At 66.1% G+C, this 18,146-nt stretch carries 17 protein-coding genes and 1 pseudogene; 9 read left to right on the top strand and 9 right to left on the bottom strand.

The window, feature by feature from the left end; translation table 11 throughout:
• The first annotated feature begins 65 nt into the window (after positions 1–65).
• Positions 66–1,982: a flavin-containing monooxygenase gene (locus FHR72_RS25905; RefSeq protein ID WP_183474410.1), complete on the top strand. Its 1,917-nt coding sequence runs from the start codon at positions 66–68 to the stop codon at positions 1,980–1,982.
• Complete coding sequence (locus tag FHR72_RS25900; protein WP_183474334.1) at positions 1,979–2,866, top strand: SDR family NAD(P)-dependent oxidoreductase; 888 nt, start codon at positions 1,979–1,981, stop codon at positions 2,864–2,866. The genes FHR72_RS25905 and FHR72_RS25900 overlap by 4 nt, the downstream gene beginning before the upstream one ends.
• 18 nt (positions 2,867–2,884) lie before the next feature.
• On the opposite strand, the gene FHR72_RS25895 is transcribed toward FHR72_RS25900, so the two are convergent.
• Both FHR72_RS25895 and FHR72_RS25890 read right to left on the bottom strand, forming a co-directional pair.
• Positions 2,885–3,511: a Dabb family protein gene (locus FHR72_RS25895; RefSeq protein ID WP_183474332.1), complete on the bottom strand. Its 627-nt coding sequence runs from the start codon at positions 3,509–3,511 to the stop codon at positions 2,885–2,887.
• On the bottom strand, positions 3,504–3,851 hold the full coding sequence (locus FHR72_RS25890) for a hypothetical protein (RefSeq protein ID WP_183474329.1): 348 nt from the start codon (positions 3,849–3,851) through the stop codon (positions 3,504–3,506). The genes FHR72_RS25895 and FHR72_RS25890 overlap by 8 nt, the downstream gene beginning before the upstream one ends.
• A gap of 100 nt (positions 3,852–3,951) precedes the next feature.
• Between FHR72_RS25890 and FHR72_RS25885 the strand changes: the two genes are divergently transcribed.
• Positions 3,952–5,205, top strand: a complete 1,254-nt coding sequence (locus FHR72_RS25885) for an NADH:flavin oxidoreductase (RefSeq protein ID WP_183474326.1) — start codon at positions 3,952–3,954, stop codon at positions 5,203–5,205.
• Here the strand turns inward: FHR72_RS25885 and FHR72_RS25880 are convergent.
• The 6 genes from FHR72_RS25880 to FHR72_RS25855 form a co-directional block, all read right to left on the bottom strand.
• Positions 5,195–6,154, bottom strand: a complete 960-nt coding sequence (locus FHR72_RS25880) for a LipP1 family hormone-sensitive lipase (protein ID WP_183474323.1) — start codon at positions 6,152–6,154, stop codon at positions 5,195–5,197. The genes FHR72_RS25885 and FHR72_RS25880 overlap by 11 nt on opposite strands.
• Positions 6,151–7,032: an IclR family transcriptional regulator gene (locus FHR72_RS25875; protein ID WP_183474320.1), complete on the bottom strand. Its 882-nt coding sequence runs from the start codon at positions 7,030–7,032 to the stop codon at positions 6,151–6,153. The genes FHR72_RS25880 and FHR72_RS25875 overlap by 4 nt, the downstream gene beginning before the upstream one ends.
• Before the next feature lie 211 nt (positions 7,033–7,243).
• Positions 7,244–8,704, bottom strand: coding sequence for an FAD-dependent oxidoreductase (locus tag FHR72_RS25870; protein WP_183474317.1), 1,461 nt, complete (start codon positions 8,702–8,704; stop codon positions 7,244–7,246).
• Positions 8,701–9,609, bottom strand: a complete 909-nt coding sequence (gene bphC / locus FHR72_RS25865; protein WP_183474315.1) for a biphenyl-2,3-diol 1,2-dioxygenase — start codon at positions 9,607–9,609, stop codon at positions 8,701–8,703. Before bphC ends, FHR72_RS25870 begins: the two co-directional genes overlap by 4 nt.
• Positions 9,610–9,622: 13 nt before the next feature.
• Entirely contained in the window at positions 9,623–10,804 is a 1,182-nt protein-coding gene (locus FHR72_RS25860; RefSeq protein WP_183474312.1) for an acyl-CoA dehydrogenase family protein, read from the bottom strand.
• A gap of 90 nt (positions 10,805–10,894) precedes the next feature.
• Positions 10,895–11,956: a ferredoxin--NADP reductase gene (locus FHR72_RS25855; RefSeq protein ID WP_183474309.1), complete on the bottom strand. Its 1,062-nt coding sequence runs from the start codon at positions 11,954–11,956 to the stop codon at positions 10,895–10,897.
• Positions 11,957–12,090: 134 nt separating this feature from the next.
• Here FHR72_RS25855 and FHR72_RS25850 point away from each other — a divergent pair, with 134 nt between their 5' ends.
• The 5 genes from FHR72_RS25850 to FHR72_RS25830 all read left to right on the top strand — a co-directional run bounded on the left by FHR72_RS25850 (position 12,091) and on the right by FHR72_RS25830 (position 16,991).
• The gene (locus tag FHR72_RS25850) at positions 12,091–13,701 is read left to right on the top strand and encodes a flavin-containing monooxygenase (RefSeq protein ID WP_311736259.1); all 1,611 of its coding nucleotides are present in this window, start codon (positions 12,091–12,093) and stop codon (positions 13,699–13,701) included.
• A 91-nt stretch (positions 13,702–13,792) separates the two neighbouring features.
• Complete coding sequence (locus tag FHR72_RS25845; protein ID WP_183474304.1) at positions 13,793–14,587, top strand: SDR family NAD(P)-dependent oxidoreductase; 795 nt, start codon at positions 13,793–13,795, stop codon at positions 14,585–14,587.
• A gap of 2 nt (positions 14,588–14,589) precedes the next feature.
• The gene (locus FHR72_RS25840; RefSeq protein WP_183474407.1) at positions 14,590–15,462 is read left to right on the top strand and encodes a TIGR03619 family F420-dependent LLM class oxidoreductase; all 873 of its coding nucleotides are present in this window, start codon (positions 14,590–14,592) and stop codon (positions 15,460–15,462) included.
• Positions 15,455–16,024: a nuclear transport factor 2 family protein gene (locus FHR72_RS25835; RefSeq protein ID WP_183474301.1), complete on the top strand. Its 570-nt coding sequence runs from the start codon at positions 15,455–15,457 to the stop codon at positions 16,022–16,024. Before FHR72_RS25840 ends, FHR72_RS25835 begins: the two co-directional genes overlap by 8 nt.
• A 106-nt stretch (positions 16,025–16,130) precedes the next feature.
• Positions 16,131–16,991: an SDR family oxidoreductase gene (locus FHR72_RS25830; protein WP_183474298.1), complete on the top strand. Its 861-nt coding sequence runs from the start codon at positions 16,131–16,133 to the stop codon at positions 16,989–16,991.
• Here FHR72_RS25830 and FHR72_RS25825 read toward each other — a convergent pair.
• Positions 16,972–17,832, bottom strand: a complete 861-nt coding sequence (locus tag FHR72_RS25825; RefSeq protein ID WP_183474296.1) for an alpha/beta fold hydrolase — start codon at positions 17,830–17,832, stop codon at positions 16,972–16,974. The genes FHR72_RS25830 and FHR72_RS25825 overlap by 20 nt on opposite strands.
• A 221-nt stretch (positions 17,833–18,053) precedes the next feature.
• Here FHR72_RS25825 and FHR72_RS25820 point away from each other — a divergent pair.
• Positions 18,054–18,146 (top strand): annotated as a pseudogene (locus tag FHR72_RS25820) (2-keto-4-pentenoate hydratase); the annotation flags it as partial.

Here is an 18,146-nt window from a genome sequence, read left to right as displayed (position 1 = left end):
AAACGCCGGCTCGTACGAGCCCTGACGCTCACATACTCGATCCAGGACAAGGAGGATCGATGACGATGGCTGTGACCGTGGCAGCAGACCCGAAGTCACTGGACGCCCAGGAACTGCAGGCCCATCTCGCGAAGGCCGATGCCGGCATCTTGGTGGCGGTGTTGGCGCAGTTGACCGGTGACGCGAATGTCGTGGAGCGGTATACGAGCAAGATCTCGTTCACGCCGGATCCGCCCGAGCAGACGGGCAGCACCGATCCGCAGACCCATGCCGAACTGGTCGAGGCGGTGGTGGCTGCGCTGGGAACCCCGCGCCCGGCGAATGCGGTGCCGTTCGACGATCCGGAGCTGTTCGCCGCCGTCGCGCCGCTGGCGCTGGGCGCCGAGGTGGGACCCGAGTATGTCGGTCTGCTGTTGGAGCAGGGCGGTTTTCATCCCTCCCAGCCGGTGCTGCCGCGGACCGCGACGCTGCCCACCGGTTTCAAGGTCGTGATCATCGGGGCGGGCATCGCCGGCATGGCCGCGGCGCTCGAGTGCGCCGACGCCGGTATCGACTATGAGATCTTCGACCGTAACGACGAGGTGGGCGGCACCTGGTACACCGCCGTATACCCGGGCATCGGGGTGGACACCCCATCGGCCTACTACTCGCTGTCGCGCGATATCAACGGCGACTGGTCGAGCTACTATCCGCAGGGCCCCGAGTACCAGCGCTACCTCCAGTCGGTCGCCGACAAGAACGGGCTGCGTGAGCACACCCGATTCAGTACCGAGGTGACCGCGTTGCGCTGGGTCGCCGACCGCAAGATGTGGGAGGTACACGCCATCGGCGTCGACGGCGCCGTCGACGTCTCCTACGCGAATGTCGTTGTTCCCGCAGTGGGTTACTTGAATCGACCGCGCTGGCCCGAGCTGCCCGGCAAAGAGACCTTCGCCGGGGTGAGCATCCACTCGGCCGAGTGGGATCCGGAGTTGTCGCTACGCGGCAGGAGGGTGGCGATCATCGGTGCCGGCTGCACCGCGGTGCAGATCGTGGACGCCTCGGTCGACGAGGTCGAGCACCTGACGGTCTTTCAGCGTCAGCCGCACTGGGTCGCGCCGCGCAAGCGTCTGACCGACGACGTTCCCGAACACCGCCGCTGGCTCAATGCCCATGTGCCGTTTTACGCCAACTGGAACCGGCTGAAGTCTTTCTGGGGCACTGCTGACAACAACTATCCAGTCATCGTGCGCGACCCTGAATGGGCCGCCGACCACCTGTCCATCTCGCCGGCCAATGACGTTCTGTTGCAGATGTGCCTGGAATACATCGACCGCACCTTCGGCGCCGGTTCGGAACTGGCGAAGAAGGTGACACCGGACTTCGCGCCGTACGGCAAGCGCATCATCCGCGATCCGGGCGGCTATTACGCGGCGCTGACGCGCGACCACGTCGACGTCGAGGCCAGCGAGCCCGCACGTGTGAACGAGCGCGGCATCGTCACCCAGGACGGCCGCCAGATCGACCTGGACGTCATCATCTACGCCACCGGTTACCACCTGGACTTCCTGTCCACGGTGGACATCGTCGGCCGTGACGGGGTCAAACTGGCCGACGTCTGGGGTGACAGCCCCAGCGCCTACCGCGGTGGCCTCGTGCCGGGATTCCCGAACATGTTCATCTCCTCTGCCCCCAACTACAGCCCGGGCCACGGCGCCGGCCACAACTTCGGTGTCGAGGTCATGGTGCACTACGTGATGGAGTGCCTACAGCTGATGGCCGAACGGGGTGCCCAGACCCTGGAGGTCACGCGGGAGGCGTTCGAAACCTATGTGCGCTCCATCGATGACGCGATGGCGCAGACGGTGTGGTGCCACACCCCGACCGCGCACACCTACTATCGGTCCGGCGGTGGCCGGATCGTCACGGCGTTCCCGTTCCGCCTGATCGAGGTGTGGCAAAGTCATCGCGTCCCCAACGAAGAGGATCTCGTCGTCCAGTGAGTGGAATTCTCTGCGGTAGAACGGCATTGGTGACCGGTAGCAGCCGGGGCATCGGGCGCGCCATCGCCCAGCGGCTGGCCGCGGAGGGCGCGACCGTGGCGGTGACCGCGCGGTCGCATCGACCATCGGCGTCGACCAGAGCCGGCACCACGGCCGAGCTGCCCGGAACCATCGGTGAGACCATCGCGTTGATCGAGGCCGCCGGCGGCACGGCGTTCGGCATCGCTTGTGATCTGGAGGACGCCGACCAACGGGCGCGCCTGGTTGATCAAGTGGTCGAGCGCACCGGACGGCTGGACATCCTGGTGAACAATGCCGGATACGCCGACTACTCGATCATCGAAGACATGCCGATGGCGACCTTCGAACGGACCGTGGAGCACTATGTCCGCACCCCGTTCGTGTTGACCCAGCAGGCCGTTCCGCACATGCGCACGCAGGGTGCCGGCTGGATCGTCAACATCGGCTCGGTCACCGGACTGGCGCCCGCGCGGCCCTACCGGGAGTACAACAAGAGCTCCGGCGACGTCATCTACGCCGCGATGAAGGCGGCGCTACACCGCTTCACCCAGGGTGTCGCCGCCGAGTTGCTCGACTCGAACATCGCGGTCAACGTGGTCGGACCGTCCAGCGCCGTGCGCACGCCCGGTGCGGCCAGCCTGATACCGGACACCTTCCCGACCGAACCCGTCGAGTACCTGGCCGAGACGGTGCTGGCGATGTGTCACTTACCGGCGGCTGAGCGCACCGGTCTGGTCGCGTTCAGCCTGCACTACCCGTGGTCGAAGAAGTTGACGGTGCACAGCCTCGACGGCGCTACGGAGCTACCTCCGCTGGAGCCGCCGGCCGCCGCGAACCCGAACATCCTGCCGCAGGGGCTCTGAGCCCCGCGGCTCGGGCCGTCAGCGCAGCACGTGACCATGGTCGGTGCAGAAGCTGTGGCAGACCCGTTCACGGACAAGCGCACTCGGGCATTCAGGATCGAACCACTGGTCGACCACCGCCCAGTGGATCGGGTGCATCAGGTAGGCGCCCATGATGCCGTCGGCATCGCTGAACTCCTGCTCGAAGACGTGGGTCCAGGCGTTCCCGACGGTTTGCTCGGGCCGGCTGAGCTGCCACGCGCTGATGGTGGACACGTACCCGGGCAACAGCCGAAGGTCGGCCTCGAAGCGGGCCATCGTGTCGGGATCGGTGCCGTCGGCGACCCGCAACAGCAGTGCGCGGTAGACACTGCCGGTCGGGCGGCCCACGATGCCGGTAGGTGAGCCGTGATAGTCCGCACCATTGATGCGAGTGACCGCGGGGTCGGCCAGTACGGCCTCGACGTCCGGGGCCGCCCCAGCCCAGAGGGCGCGGTCGGCAAATCGCAGGTGCAGCAGAAGATCACCGCCGTTGCGGCTGCCGGCCAGGGTAGGGGAGACCAGCGACCGGTCGGCACCGCTGCGCCGCGCTGCGTCGGTGAGCGCGTCCCGGATACGTTCGCGGTCGGCCTCTGCGACGTCGATGAGCCGGGTGACATTAAACATCGCAGAGCATTTCGACGTCATCGTATGCGGCCGCCGCACTGCGCTCCCGTTTCACGACGAGGTCGTCGACGCTGGCCCACCAGGCACCGAGAGCGGGGTCGGGCCTGCCCTTCCAGGTCATCTCCCACCACGCCTGCGCGCTGGGCAAGGTCCAGGTGGCGGTGACCGTGTTGGGCTGCGTGTCATACCAGATAGGAGGGGACACAAGCACATTGACCAGTGTCATGCCGCGTTCGCGGGCGCCCGGGGCGTACCCGGACAGATAACTGTCGATGAACCGCCGGGCGCATCCGGGCCGGGTGATCACCCGGTCGATGACGAAGACCGCACCATCTGCCATGACAGCGACAATAGGGACGAGGCAGTAGCCGGTGCGGCGCCAATCCCGGCCATCGGGAGTAACCGTTGACGGCGGTGGTCCCCGAGTCGACGGTATTCAGATGACCGATCGCAGGCCAGATCCATTCAGTCCGGTGCAACTCGGGCCCGTCCGGCTCCGCAACAGAATCATCAAGGCCGCCACCTCCGAGGGGCGATCGCCCAAGGGGCTGGTCACCGACGATCTCATCGATTTCCACCGAAGTTTCGCCGAAGGTGGTGTCGGAATGACCACCGTCGCGTACTGCTGTGTCTCACCGCAGGCGGCCAGCGCCCCCGGGCAGATCGTGATGAACAGCGACGCCCTGCCCGGCCTGCGCACGCTGACCGACGCCGTACACGCCTCCGGCGCAGGCATCTCGGCGCAACTCGGCCACGCCGGGGTGGTCGCGCCGAAGAAGTTGACCGGCGTCACGGCGTTGGCACCCAGCCGCTTCATCAACCCGACATCGTTCGCCTATTGCCGTGAGATCAGCCGTGACGGGATTGCAGGTGTCATCGACCAGTTCGGTGAGGCGGCGCGGGTGGCGGTCGACGCCGGATTCGACGCCGTGGAGCTGCATTTCGGCCACCTCTACCTGCCGAGCTCGTTCCTGAGCCCGCTGATCAACCGCCGCAGGGACGAGTACGGTGGCGATATCGACAACCGGTCCCGGCTGGTCCGGGAAATCGCGCAGCGGGTGCGTGATGTCGTCGGCAACAGCATCGCGGTGATCGCCAAGTTGGATATGGACGACGGCCTGCCGGGCAGCATCTGGATCGCCGAGGCTCTGCGCACAGTGCAACTGCTCGATGCCGACGCCACCCTGGACGCCATCGAGCTGACCCAGGGCTCCTCGGTCTACCGGCCGATGTACCTGTTCCGCGGGGACGTGCCAGTGCGCGAGTTCGCCGAGGTCATGCCGCCCATGTTGCGCCCCGGCGTGCGCATCCTGGGAAAGGGCGTGATGGGGAGCTACCCGTACGAGGACATGTACATGCTGCCCGCCGCACGGCAGTTCGTGCCGATCATGAAGAACACCAAGCTGATCCTGCTCGGCGGCATCACCAACCGTCAGCACGTCGAGACGGGCATCGCAGAGGGTTTCGACTTCGTCGCGATGGGCCGGGCGCTACTGCGCGAACCGGACCTGGTCGACAAGATGGTCGCCGACCCCGGCACGCGGAGTCGCTGTAACCACAACAACAAGTGCATGGTGACGGTGTTCGGTCGCACGCATTGCGTGCTTGACCCGCTACAGCGCTACGGGGCGGCTGAGCGGGCGGACGGCCCGGTGAGCCAAGCCACCCCCCCGGCGGAACCGGCTACTTCGTGACCCGTCGGCTGATCACGCCGGTGAGGTCGGCGCACGCCTGGGCGCGTGCCTTCTCGCAGATCCCCAGGCTCGGCATGGTCATGAAACCGTGCACACCGCCCTCGAAATAGCACTGCGCCACCGGAACCCCGGCCCGCTGTAGCGCTTCGACGTAGGCGATGCCCTCGTCACGCAGCGGATCGTGACCGGCCACCACGGCTACCGCCGGCGGCAGGCCGGACAGGTCCTCGGCGTGCAACGGCGACGCGTAGGGATTGGTCCGGTCGGCTTCATTCGGGACGTACTGGTCCCAGTACCACCGCAGCGCGGGCAGCGGGTTGTAGTAACCCCGACCGAACCGACGATACGACGGGGTGTCGAAGTCCGCGGCGATGACCGGATACAGCAGTAGCTGACCGGCCAGCCGGGGACCATTGCGGTCGCGAGCCATCAGCGCGCTGACCGCGGCGAGATTCCCGCCGGCGCTGTCACCGCCGACCATCAGCGCGTCCGCATCGCCGCCTAGTTCGGCTATACGATCCGCTGCCCAGATCGTCGCGGCGTATACATCCTCGGCCGCCGCGGGCCACTGGCCCTCCTCCGCGGCACGACGGTAGTGCACCGAAACAACCACGGCGGGAAGCCGATTGGCGAAGTCGCGACACAAGCCGTCGTGGCTGTCCAGATCGCAGAACACCCAACCGCCGCCATGGGCGTACACCAGTGTCGGCACCGCCTTGCCGGCCGCAGCCTCGGGCCGGTAGATACGCACGGTCACCGGAGCATCCGGGCCGGGGATGTCGCGGTCCTCGACCGAGGCCACCGGCTCGGGATCGGCCACCGTCACCATCCGCGACCGGATGGCGGCGCGTGCCTGGTCACCGGTCATCGTGTGCACCGGCGGGAACCCGCCATCGAGTGCCGCGATCATGGTGGCGATCTGCGGGTCGAGGGTATCGCTGTCACTCATGCAGGCTGCAGGGTCGAGTTGCGCACCGCCGCATGGCCGATCGGGCCACCGCGCAACGGACGCACCTGCTGCAGGGTGGGCGCCACCCGCATCGGGCCGCCCTCGACGGCGCGCCAGATACCCATGGCGGCCATGCGCACCGGCGCCACGAGGTGCTGGTCGAACTTCATCTGACTCATGGGTCCGCACACCGACACTGCAGCGACAGCCTCGCCGGGGTCGCCGATCGGGGCTGCGACACAGCCGAATCCCGGCACCGACTCCTCGCGATCGAAGGCGACTCCGTGTGAGCGGACCTTGGCCAGCTCGGCGCGCAGCTGGGCAGGCGTGGAGATCGAGTACTTGGTCCGTCGGGGGAGGGCGGAGGGGGCCAACGTGTCGAAATCCGGCTCGCCGGCGAAGGCCAGCATCGCTTTGCCGACGGCGGCGCAATGGGCAGGCTGGCGTCCGCCGACCCGGGTCGGGATGGCGGCGGTCATCCGGTTGCCGACCTTTTCCATGTACACCACGTCCGAGCCCTCCAGGACGGCCAGGTGGACGACCAAGCCGGTTGCCGCGTGCAATTCGTGCAGCATCGGGATCGCGGCCTTGTGCAGCCGGTCCTGATGAACGGCGAGCGAACCGAGCTCGACCAGACGCATCCCCAGCTCATAGTCCCGGCCGGAGCGGCGCAGCCAGCGCAGCTGAACCAACCGCTCCAGCATCCGGTGCGCGGAAGAGCGCGGCAGGCCGGTGCGCCGGACGATCTGGGCCAGCGTCAGCCGGCCGGGGCCGTCGAATGCGTCCAGCACGAGAGAGACCCGGTCGATGACGGCACTCGGGGTCTCGGCGGCTGCCTTGGTGGCGGGTGCGAGCGGGCTTTCGACGGTCACGGTCATCGTGGTCCTCCGGCATTCATATATCTAATAGGCATATGCCTAATGCTCATATAGAGGTACCACATCGCTGTGGCTGCTGTCACATAGATCCGCCGATTCTCAGTGGGCAACAACGACAGGAGCCGGGCGTGCTGACGCACAACCCGGCTCGACCTGGGCCAACATGAACCCTGATGGATGCGACTCGACTGTCCCTGCGGGCCGCCCCCCGTCAGGCCCGCGCCGCGCCGGCGCCGGCCCGCCGGCCGTAGAAGCTCCCGTCCCCGAGCGATACGCCGCTGGCATAGCCCCATGCGGCGAGGCCGGCGGCCGACCGCCCGGCGGCGAACAGTCCAGGGATGGCTTCGCCGCTGACGTGCAGCACCTCGGCATCCAGCGTGGTGGCCAGACCGCCCAGGGTGAACCCGCCGGTGCTCTCCCGTAGATCGATGGCGCCGACGGGGGAGCCGATCGGCGTGATCCACTGCGGCTTCTTGTGCAGCAGCGGATCCTCGCCGCGCGCCGCGCCCTCGTTGTATGCCGCGACGGTGGCTTGCAGCGACCCCGGCGGCAATCCGATCTCCGATTCGAGCTCGGCGACGGTGTCGCCGACCCAGGTCGGCGGCCGCATCATCAGCTGTGGTGACAGCGAAGCCACCGCCTCTTCCTGGGCGTCGGCGTCGATGATCAGGTACGCCGTGTTGTCCTGGTGATACAGCGTCAACTGGCCGATGCGGCCCGGGTAGGTGTCCTCGGCGACGTAGCGCTGACCCCTGGCGTTGACCAGGATGCCGCGCACCACCTGCTGCGGGTCGGCGAAGATGGCGACCTCGGTGGCGTCCATGTGGGCCAGGTCTGCCCCGAGTGCCTGAGCCATCTGGATGGCACGGCCGTCGTGCTGCTCGATCGAGGCCGCCGGTCGGCCCGCGATCCGCGGTGCATACTGTGCGACCATTGCCTCGTTGTAGGCGAAGCTTCCGGTGGCCAACACCACGCCGCGGCGGGCCCGGATGGTGACCTCACCGCCGTACCGGCGCGCGACCACTCCGGTGACCCGACCGTCGGCTGAGACGACAAGCCGTTGCGCCCGAACGTCATACACAGCGCGGGCGCCGGCCGCGGTCGCGGTTTCGACGAGCGGCTTCATCAGCATGTAACCGGCGGACGCCTCGCCCTGCTTCTTGTTCGACATCTGCGGCACGTGACCGCGGGGCGCGGGGGTGGCGATGGTGTTGAACGGGAACGAATTCTCGCCACCGGAGTACATCAACCCCTGGTCGCCCATCGGCTCCCAGCCGGGCTCGCCATAGAACTCTTCCTTGAACGTCACCCCGCAGTCGACGAGCCAGTCGAAGTGCGCGACGCTGCCCGCGCAGTAGTCGTCGATGCGCTTGTCGTCGGCGCCGGGGCCCATGGCCGCCTTGAGGAAGGCAGCCATGTTGTCGACCGAATCCTCGAATCCGCAAGCCTTCTGCAGCGGGGTGCCGCCGCCCAGATAGATGAACCCACCGGCCATGGACGCCGCACCGCCCCACGAGCCGGTGCGCTCCAGCACGAGCACATCGGCACCGGCGCGCGCGGCCTCCACCGCCGCAGACGCCCCCGCCACGCCGTAGCCGGCGATGACGACATCGGCCTCGTGGTCCCAGCGGGAGATCTCGGCTTCGGCGATCGGGACGATATCTCTCGTCATGGGCGCATCGCGGCGGGCAGATCGTCGACCCACTGGTGGCCCCAGTAGCTGTCGGCGGTGATTTCCTCAGCGGTGTAATAGTTCTCGTCGACCCGCATGCCCTCGGTGCCGAACTCGATGTCCCAGTCGCCGGGGGCCCGGACGTAGAAGGACACCATTTTGTCGTTGGTGTGCCGGCCCAACGTCGAGGACAGCTGGAAGCCGTCCTTGGCGATGCGGTCCAGCGCCTGGCCGACCGCGTCGAGCGTGTCGACCTCGACCATCAGATGGATCAGACCCGGATCGCGCAACGTCGCGGCGGGGCACAGCGCCAGGCTGTGATGGCGCTGGTTGATGCCAAGGAAGCGCACCCGGACCGGGCCGAACTCCGGCGGCACCGGCACCCGGAACGCGCCCCGCGACGTGAATCCCAGTACCTCGGTGTAGAAGTCGAACATTCCCGGTACGTCCAGCGCGGGCAGCACCACGTGGCCCAGGCCCTGCTCGCCCGTCACGAACCGGGCACCGAACGGCGTGACGACGGGGCTGTGGTCGAGCACCGCGCCGTGGAAGACCTCCAGCGAGGTACCGGCCGGATCTTCGAAGGCGATGACCTCTTCGACCCGGCGACTGTCGGCTTCGGCAAGCGACAGCTCCTTGTAGGGAGTACCGGCGGCTTGCAACTTCTGCTTGACCTCGTCGAGAGCTGCAGAGTCACGCACCTCCCAGCCGACGGTGACGATCTTGTCGGTGTCACCGGGGGAGACGATGATGCGTGCGGCCCGTTCGTCCATCCGTAGATAGAGTGCATCCGGATCGGGCCCGCTGCCAGCGGCGAAACCGAGTCCCTCGAAGGCGAATTGGCGCCACCGCGGCATGTCCGTGGCCTGCACGGTGACATAGCCGAGGCTCTTGATCAGACTCATGTGTCGACCTGTCCTAGATCATCGCCCGCAGCGGACCCTGGGGGTCCACTCCGAGCGAACTCAGCGCCGAAGCGTGATAGACGGTGCTCGGCACGTGGATCGCGTGTGCCTGTCCGACGTGGACGTCGCGCCAGTACCGTTGCAGCGGTTTGTCCATGCGGGTGGCGTTGCCGCCGCAGCGGGCGAAGATCTCGTCCACCGCCGAGACCGCTCGCCATACCGCGCGGACCTGGGTGCGGCGACCCGCCGCGCGGTCCTCGAAGGACACCTCCTTGCCGGCGTCGACCATGTCGTAGATGCGGTCGACATTGGCCAGCAGTTCTTGGCGGGCGGCGTTGATGTCCGCGGCCGCCTCGCCGATGGCGTACATGACGTAGGGGTCGTCCTTGATGGCCACACCGCTGGAGTTCACCCGCTGACGCTGGTAATCCAGTGCGGCGGCCAGCGCGCCCTCGGCGATGCCGATGGTGGCCGAGGAGATACCCAGGGGGAACATCGTCGACCACGGCATCAGGTACAGCGTCTCGGTCATGCCGGCCTCGCGCTGGGCGGTGCCGTCCATCACCTTCATCGCGTCCATGGTGCGGTAGGACGGCACATAGGCGTCCTTGACGATGACGTCCTTGGAACCGGTGCCGCGTAAGCCGACGACGTCCCAGGAATCCTCGACGATCTCGTAATCCTTGCGGGGCAGGATCATGTGCAGCATCTGCGGCGGCATCAGCGGCTTGCCCTCGTCGTCGCCGATCATCGCGCCGAGGAAGATCCAGTCGCAATGGTCGGTCCCGGAGCTGAATTGCCAACGGCCAGTGAAGATGTACCCGCCGTCCACCGGTCTGGCGACACCCTGCGGCGCGTACGGCGAGGCGACCCACGTGTCCACGTCCTCGGCCCAGATCTCGGCGCCGACCCGCGGATCGGCGTACGCCAGCTGGTATGGGTGCACACCGACCACGCCGTTGATCCACCCTGCGGCCGGGTCGAGGGCGGCGGTGGCCATCACCGTCTCGGCGAACTCGCGCGGATGAACCTCCAACCCACCGTGCTGCCTCGGTTGCAGCTGACGGATGTTGCCGAGCTGCTTCATCGTCTTGACCGTGTCATCGGTCAACTTGCCGATCTTCTCGGCTTCCTCAGCCTGTCCACGCAGTTGCTCTGCGACGTCGGCCAGGCTGTCGATCACCCGTTGTGTCATGCCTGCGATGGTGGCGCTTACCGACCGGCGGCCGCACGTTCCGTCCCGGTGAGCGGAAGCGAAACGCGCATGTTCCCGGTGGCAGTGGGTCTAGAACTCGACCTTGACACTGTCCGAGAGCGGGCAGGCCTGGCACGCCAGGAACAGCCCGGTGGCGATGTCCTCCTCTTCGAGAATCCCCGCGTTACCGAGATCGACCTGACCTTCGATCACGGTGGCCGCGCAGGAGCCGCAGTTGCCTTCCCGGCACGAGTAGGGGACCTCGATGCCTGCGGCCATCATGGTGTCGACGAGGTTGCGTCCCACCGGCCACTTGAGCTGGTGCACCTCGCCGTCGATCGAGATCTCGGCGTCGGCCGTCTGACCGTCGACCGGAGGATCCTCCACCGACACTTCGGCGAAGGGATCACCGTCCAACGACTGGAACACCTCCACATGGATGTGATCGCGGGGGGTTCCGGCCTCGGTGAGGGTTTCCTTGACCACCGACATGAACGCTGCCGGACCGCAGATGAACGACTGGTATCCCGAGTAGATCCTGGCGAAGTTGCTCAACTGGGCGAGACTGGGCAGGCCCTGAATCGATTCCAGCCAGTGCAACACGGTGAGCCGACCGGCATATCGTGCCCCGAGTTCGCGCAACTCGGCGGCGAAGATGACCGAGGCTTCATCGCGGTTGGCGTAGCACAACACGACCCGGCCGGCGCCGGCGACCAGCACGGACTTCAGGATTGACATCACGGGCGTGATACCGCTGCCTGCGGCCCACAGCAGAAAGTCACCATCCAGGTCGCCCGGGGTGAAGAGGCCCGACGGCGGAAGTGCCTCGATGGTGTCCCCGACGGACACGTTGTCGCACAACCAGTTCGATCCGTAGCCGCCGTCGGTGCGCTTGACGGTCACCTTCGGCGCGTCGTCGGTGTGCGGAGAACTGGCCAACGAATAGCACCGCGCGACAGAACCGGTCAGATCACTCGGGATGCGCAACGTCAGGAACTGACCCGGACGGTATTCGAACCGCGTCTGGTGCTCGCCGGGCACGGCGAACACAAGGGATCTGGCATCGCGGCTCTCCTCGATCACGTCGGTGACGGTGAGGGTCACTGCGCGGGGGGCGGCCGGGGCGCGGCTGCCGGTATCGACGTCGCTCATGGCCCGCAGTCTGCAGTACCTCCCGATTCGGCTGCGGGGCCGCTACCGGTAGACGGGACGAAACTCAGATCTCGATGACCATTGACCGGGAGACGATCGGAACTGGCGTTCGCTCAGGTCCTAGCGTTCACCAGGTGAGTGGGAGTGCAGACCATGTCGACATTGTTGTGGTTGGTGCCGGTTTCGGCGGTCTCTATGCCCTACACAAGTTCCGTCAGCAGGGCTGGTCGGTACGAGTCTTCGAGGCGGCGCCCGAGGTCGGCGGCACTTGGTACTTCAACAGGTACCCCGGCGCGCGATGTGATGTGGAGAGTCTGGACTACTGCTACTCATTCTCCGACGAACTGCAGCAGGAGTGGACCTGGACGGAGAAGTACGCCACTCAGAGCGAGATCCTCGAGTACATCAAGTGGGTCGCCGACACGTTGAACCTGCGGTCCGGCGTCACGTTCAACACGCGCGTGATCTCGGCGGTCTTCGATGAGGATGCGCTGCGCTGGGTCGTGACGACCGATACCGGTGAGACCGTGACGGCACGCTTCGTGGTGATGGCCACCGGTCCGCTGTCCTCGCCGTTGACGCCGAACATCAACGGGCTGGATGATTTTGGTGGCGAGGTGTACCACACGGCGCACTGGCCACATGAGGGTGTCGACTTCACGGGCAAAAAAGTCGCCGTGATCGGCACGGGCTCCTCGGGCATCCAGTCGATCCCGATCATCGCCGAGCAGGCGTCGCAGCTGTACGTCTTTCAGCGCACCCCGAACTACAGCGTGCCCGCGGGCAACCGGCCGCTCGGCGCCGACGAGATCACCCAGGCCAAGGCCACCTACGGAGAACGCCGACGGATGTCGTGGCGAAGCGGCGGCGGATCCCCGCACGTGGCACATCCGAAGAAGACCATGGAGGCCAGCCCCGAAGAGCGCCGGGATGCGTTCGAGAAACGTTGGCAGCTGGGCGGTGTGCTGTTCTCGAAAACCTTCGCCGACCAGATGATCGACATGGAAGCCAACGACGAGGCGCGCAAGTTCTACGAGGAGAAGATCCGTGCGGTGATCGACGACCCCGAAGTCGCCGAACTGCTCATCCCGAACGATCATCCGATCGGCACCAAGCGGATCTGCACCGACACCAACTACTTTCAGACCTTCAACCGGTCTAACGTCAAACTGGTCAGTGTCCGACAGACGCCGATCGAATCGATCGATGCCACCGGCATCACCACCACCGCTGACCATTTCGACGTCGACGCGATTGTGCTGGCAACAGGTTTCGACGCCATGACCGGCACTCTGGCCAAGATCGACATCATCGGCCGCAACGGCCAGAAGCTCGTCGACGATTGGGACGACGGCCCGCGCACGTACCTCGGCCTGGGCGTCGACGGCTTCCCGAACCTGTTCCTGGTCTCTGGCCCTGGTGCGCCCGCGGTGCTGGCCAACATGGTGCTGCACGCCGAAGCGCACGTCAATTGGATCGCCGACGCGATCGGCTATCTCGAAGAGCACGACCTGGATGCCATCGAGGCAACCACCGACGCGGTCGACGACTGGGTCGCCGAATGCAACAAACGCGCCGACGCGACGCTGTTCCCGAAGGCCAACTCCTGGTACATGGGTGCCAATGTGCCTGGCAAGCCCAGGGTGTTCATGCTCTTCATCGGCGGGTTCGCGACCTACCTGGATATCTGCGCCGACGTCGCGAACGCCGGCTACAAGGGGTTCGAACTGCTGAAGGGTTTCTGACTGCGGCGAACGAGGCTTGTGTCGAGGCGCGTCACATCACCGGTATCTCGTTGCTTGTCGACACGGATAGCGTTCAGCGATAGGAGTAGGTATGGCCGATCTGTCCAAGTACGGACCATGGGCGGTGATCGCCGGCGGGTCTGAGGGCGTGGGTGCGGAGTTCGCCCGCCAACTCGCAGCAGATGGGTTCAACCTCGTTCTCATCGCACGTAAGCCCGACGCGCTCGAGGCCACAGCTCAGCGTTGTCGCGAGGCCGGAGTGCACGTGGCCACGGTGGCGGTCGACTTGCTGGAAGCCGCGGCGGTGGATCAGATCGTCGAAGCTACCGGCGGTCTCGAGGTCGGCCTCTTCGTCTACAACGCTGGTGCGAGTACCTGCAACGAGCTTTTCCTGGACGCTCCGCTGGCCGACTTCCAGAAAGTGATCGACCTCAACGTGACCCGGATGCTCGACCTTGTTCAGCATTACGCCCGGCCGATGGTGGACCGTGGTCACGGCGGCATTCTGCTGGTCGGATCGCTGGCCGGATACATGGGAGCCTGGCGGCACACTGCCTACGCCGGTGCCAAAGCGTTCTCCCGGGTGTTCGCCGAGAGCCTGTGGCTGGAATTGCGGGGACACAATGTGGATGTACTCGAACTTGTCCTGGGAGTGACGCGGACCCCGGCGATGGAGCGCGTCGGCCTGAACTTCGACGTCCCGGGCATGCTGGTCAGCGAGCCCGCGCAGGTCGCCGCTGAGGGGCTGGCGCATCTGGCCGACGGTCCGATCTTCATCGCGGGTGGCAACGACGCCACGGCCGAGTTGAACAGCGCGCCCGACCGTGCCCGAGTCGTGCTGGAATCTCACGAGAAGATTCTCGAGTTGGTCACGCCGAAGGAATGAGCATTCGAATCGGACTCTCGAGTCCAATCGTGGTGCAGGTGCCGGGCGTGTCCTCGCCGTGGGAAGCCGGCGGGACACCGGAGGATCTGGCCGCCATCGCCCATACCGCCGACGTGTGCGGTCTGGAATTCCTGACATGTTCCGAACACATCGCCGTGCCCACGGGGGAGGCCGCGACACGCGGAATGGTCTACTGGGATCCACTGTCGACGCTGGGTTATCTTGCGGCACACACCCGACGGATCCGCTTGACCACCGCGGTGCTGGTACTTGGTTACCACCATCCGCTGGAGATCGCGAAACGCTACGGGACGTTGGATCTTCTCGCTGCCGGACGCGTGATCCTCGGGGTCGGAATCGGCTCGCTGAGCGAGGAATTCGATCTCATCGGGGCGAGCTGGTCGCAGCGCGCAGCCCGCGCCGATGACGCCCTCGGCGCGTTGCGCGCTGCGCTGGGTTCGGCTGAACCCGAGTACTCGGGCCGGTTCTACTCCTTCGGAGGTATGACTGTTCAGCCGCACGCGCCGCGAACACAACTACCGATGTGGATAGGTGGGCGGAGCGAGGCTTCGCTGCGCCGAGCGATCCGGCTGGCCGACGGATGGATGCCGTACGGTCTCGCTCCCGATCGGATCCGGTCGATGTTGAATGAGCACGCTCCCGCAGGAGCTTTCGAGATCGTGCTGGGGACTGGTCGACCGTTGAACCCTTCGGACGATCCGGACGGCACCCGCCGGGCTCTCGCGAATCTGACCGCCGCGGGTGCGACCGTCGTGTCGTGCCACCTCGCCGCCCGGTCCGCCGAGGACTATTGCGCGCAGATCGCCCGGTTGGCGGAAATCGCCTCGGATATGGAGACACCGGGCGATGGCTGAGGAACCCGACATCACTGTTCTGTTGCAGCGGTTGCAGCGGTTGGAAGATGAGCGTGACATCGCCGCGTTGATCGCCAGCTACGGCCCGGCGGTCGACTCTGCCGACGCGGACATCGCAGCCGAGCTATGGGTACAGGACGGAATCTACGACGTCGAGGGCTGGCGAATGGGCAGCGCGGCGGATGTACGAGCGATGGTGAGTTCAGAATCGCATCGGGAACTGGTTGCATCGGGTTGCTGCCATTTCCTCGGACCCGTGGTGGTGACCGTTACCGGCAGTGATGCGGTCGCGTTGTGCGAGTCACTGGTACTGCTTCGGCGCGAGGCACCTCTTCCCGACAGCACATTCGACCACCAGGCATGGAAGGTATCGGCGCAGGAGTACCTGGTGTGGCGTGCAACGGCCAACACCTTCGAATTGGCTCGAACCGACTGCGGCTGGCGAATCGTACGGCGCATCAGTCGAATGTTGAACGGGGACCCGGCTGCGCATCGACTCCTGCGCTCGGGATTGGCCGGCCTGCGTGCTGCAGATCCGGAGGGGCAACAAAATGGACGTTGACGGTGCCGATTCAGTCGGCGTGTCGGTGATCGCTGCTGTTCCAACACCTTGTGGGACGCGGACCGATCTGCATCCTGGCGACCGATGAACCGAAAGGCAGCGGTTCGTGGGCACGTATGTGGTGAGTGGCTCGGCGTCGGGAATGGGGCGTGCCGCTGCGGAAAGGCTCTGTACGGCAGGTCATGTCGTGATCGGTGTCGACATCAAGGACGCCGATGTGGTCGCCGACCTGTCCATCAGAACCGGCCGCCGCGAGGCCGTGGACGCCATCCTGCATCGCTGTGGCGGCGTCCTCGACGGCGCCGTGCTGGCCGCCGGTCTGGGACCGATCGCGGGACGCGACAAGATGATCGCCGAGGTCAACTACTTCGGTGTGACCGACCTGCTGATCGGCCTGCGGCAGGCGTTCGCCCGCTCCGGACGGGCCAAGATCGTGGTCGTAGCGAGCAACTCGACCACCGTCACCCCGCTGGTGCCGCGGCGCGCGGTGCGCGCGCTGCTGACCGGCGATGGGGAGCGTGCGCTACGTGCGGTACGCGTCTTCGGGAAACGGTCAGCGCCGATGATCTACGCCGCATCGAAGATCGCACTCTCGCGTTGGGTGCGACGACATGCGGTGACCCCGGCTTGGGCGGGTGCGGGAATACGGCTCAACGCGATCGCCCCGGGCGCCGTCATGACCCCGCTACTTGCCGAGCAATTGGCCAATCCGGATGAAGCCAAGGCGATCGGTGCGTTCCCGGTGCCGATCGGTGATTTCGGCACCGCTGCCCACCTGGCGGACTGGATGCTGTTCATGCTCTCCGATGCCGCTGATTTCTTGTGCGGCAGCATCATTTTCGTCGACGGTGGCTCCGACGCCTACTTCCGGGCCGACTCGTGGCCGGCGCGGTTGCCGGCAATGATGTTGCCGCACTACGCCGCACGATTCCTCGGCTATCGGCGCTTCATGCGCGATCGTCGCTGAGAAACGCCAGGACCGTCCGCTCGAACGCCGCCTTCGCCTCGATCATCACCCAGTGGCCGCAGTTGGGGAACACGTGCAGTTCGGCGTTGGGAATGGTCCGCATCGGCACCAGCGACATGTCGAGCGGGCTGACGCGGTCGTCGCGACCCCAGGTCAGCAGCGTGGGCGCGGTGATCTTGTGCATCGTCGCCCACGGCAGCGGGAAGTCGGCGTTGCGCATCATCTGCATCATCGCCGCGAACGCCGCCTTGCCGTACATGCGTCGGGCCGCGGCGAGCGTCTCCGGATCGGTAGCGAGCGCCCACCGTTCCTCGATGAGCTCCTCGGTCACCAGCGACTCGCTATAGACCATCGAGCGCAACCAGTCGACGAGCCGCTGCCGGGTGGGGTCTTCGGTGAATTCCTGCAGCAGTCGAATGCCCTCGCTGGGGCCGGGGCTGTAGATATTGGTGCCGATGCCGCCGATGGTCACCAGCTTGCCGATTCGGCTGGGATGGTTGGTGGCGAAGTTGATTCCGACGCCACCGCCCATCGAGTTGCCGATCACGTCGACCCTGTCCAGGCCCAGGGCATCCACGAACTGCACGGCGGCTCCCTGCGCGTCCAGCATCGGGTGGCCGCCGAAATCGTCGCTGATCCCGAATCCGGGGAACTCCAAGACCAGGCACCGGAAATGCTTGGCGAACACTGCCAGGTTGCCGCGGTAGTTGCGCCAACCGGTGACTCCCGGGCCGGATCCGTGCAGCAACAGCAGCGGGGGACCGTCGCCGGCTTCGTGGTAACGCAAGATTCCTTTCGGGGTGCTGATCTCACGCTGGCTCTCGCGGTAGTCGACTGTCATGGTCTGATTCCACACGATCGGCAACGGAAGGACACCCCGGATGCCGTAGAGCGGGATGCTCCACACAACCTGTGAGCCAGAGAACTTCCGTTGAGTGGACTTATCACTTCTCTGGCTTTTCAGGCATCGCACAATGGTGCCGCGCGCCAAGCGGAGCGTTGACGACCGATCGGGCTCAGAGAAGCTGCCGGGCAGGGTTTCTCGAAGAACCGACCGACACCGGCGACATCGTTCTTCCGGGTTCGTGTACTCGTGCGATAGATGCACCGCCGGGGAGCCGTTTTGTTGCTGAGTTCGGCGGGTTAGGTTCAGTA

Source organism: Mycolicibacterium iranicum (assembly GCF_014190915.1).
GTDB classification, from domain to species: Bacteria; Actinomycetota; Actinomycetes; order Mycobacteriales; family Mycobacteriaceae; genus Mycobacterium; species Mycobacterium iranicum_B.
Note: the sequence above shows the minus strand (reverse complement) of the source record. Positions and strands in the feature narration are given on the sequence as shown.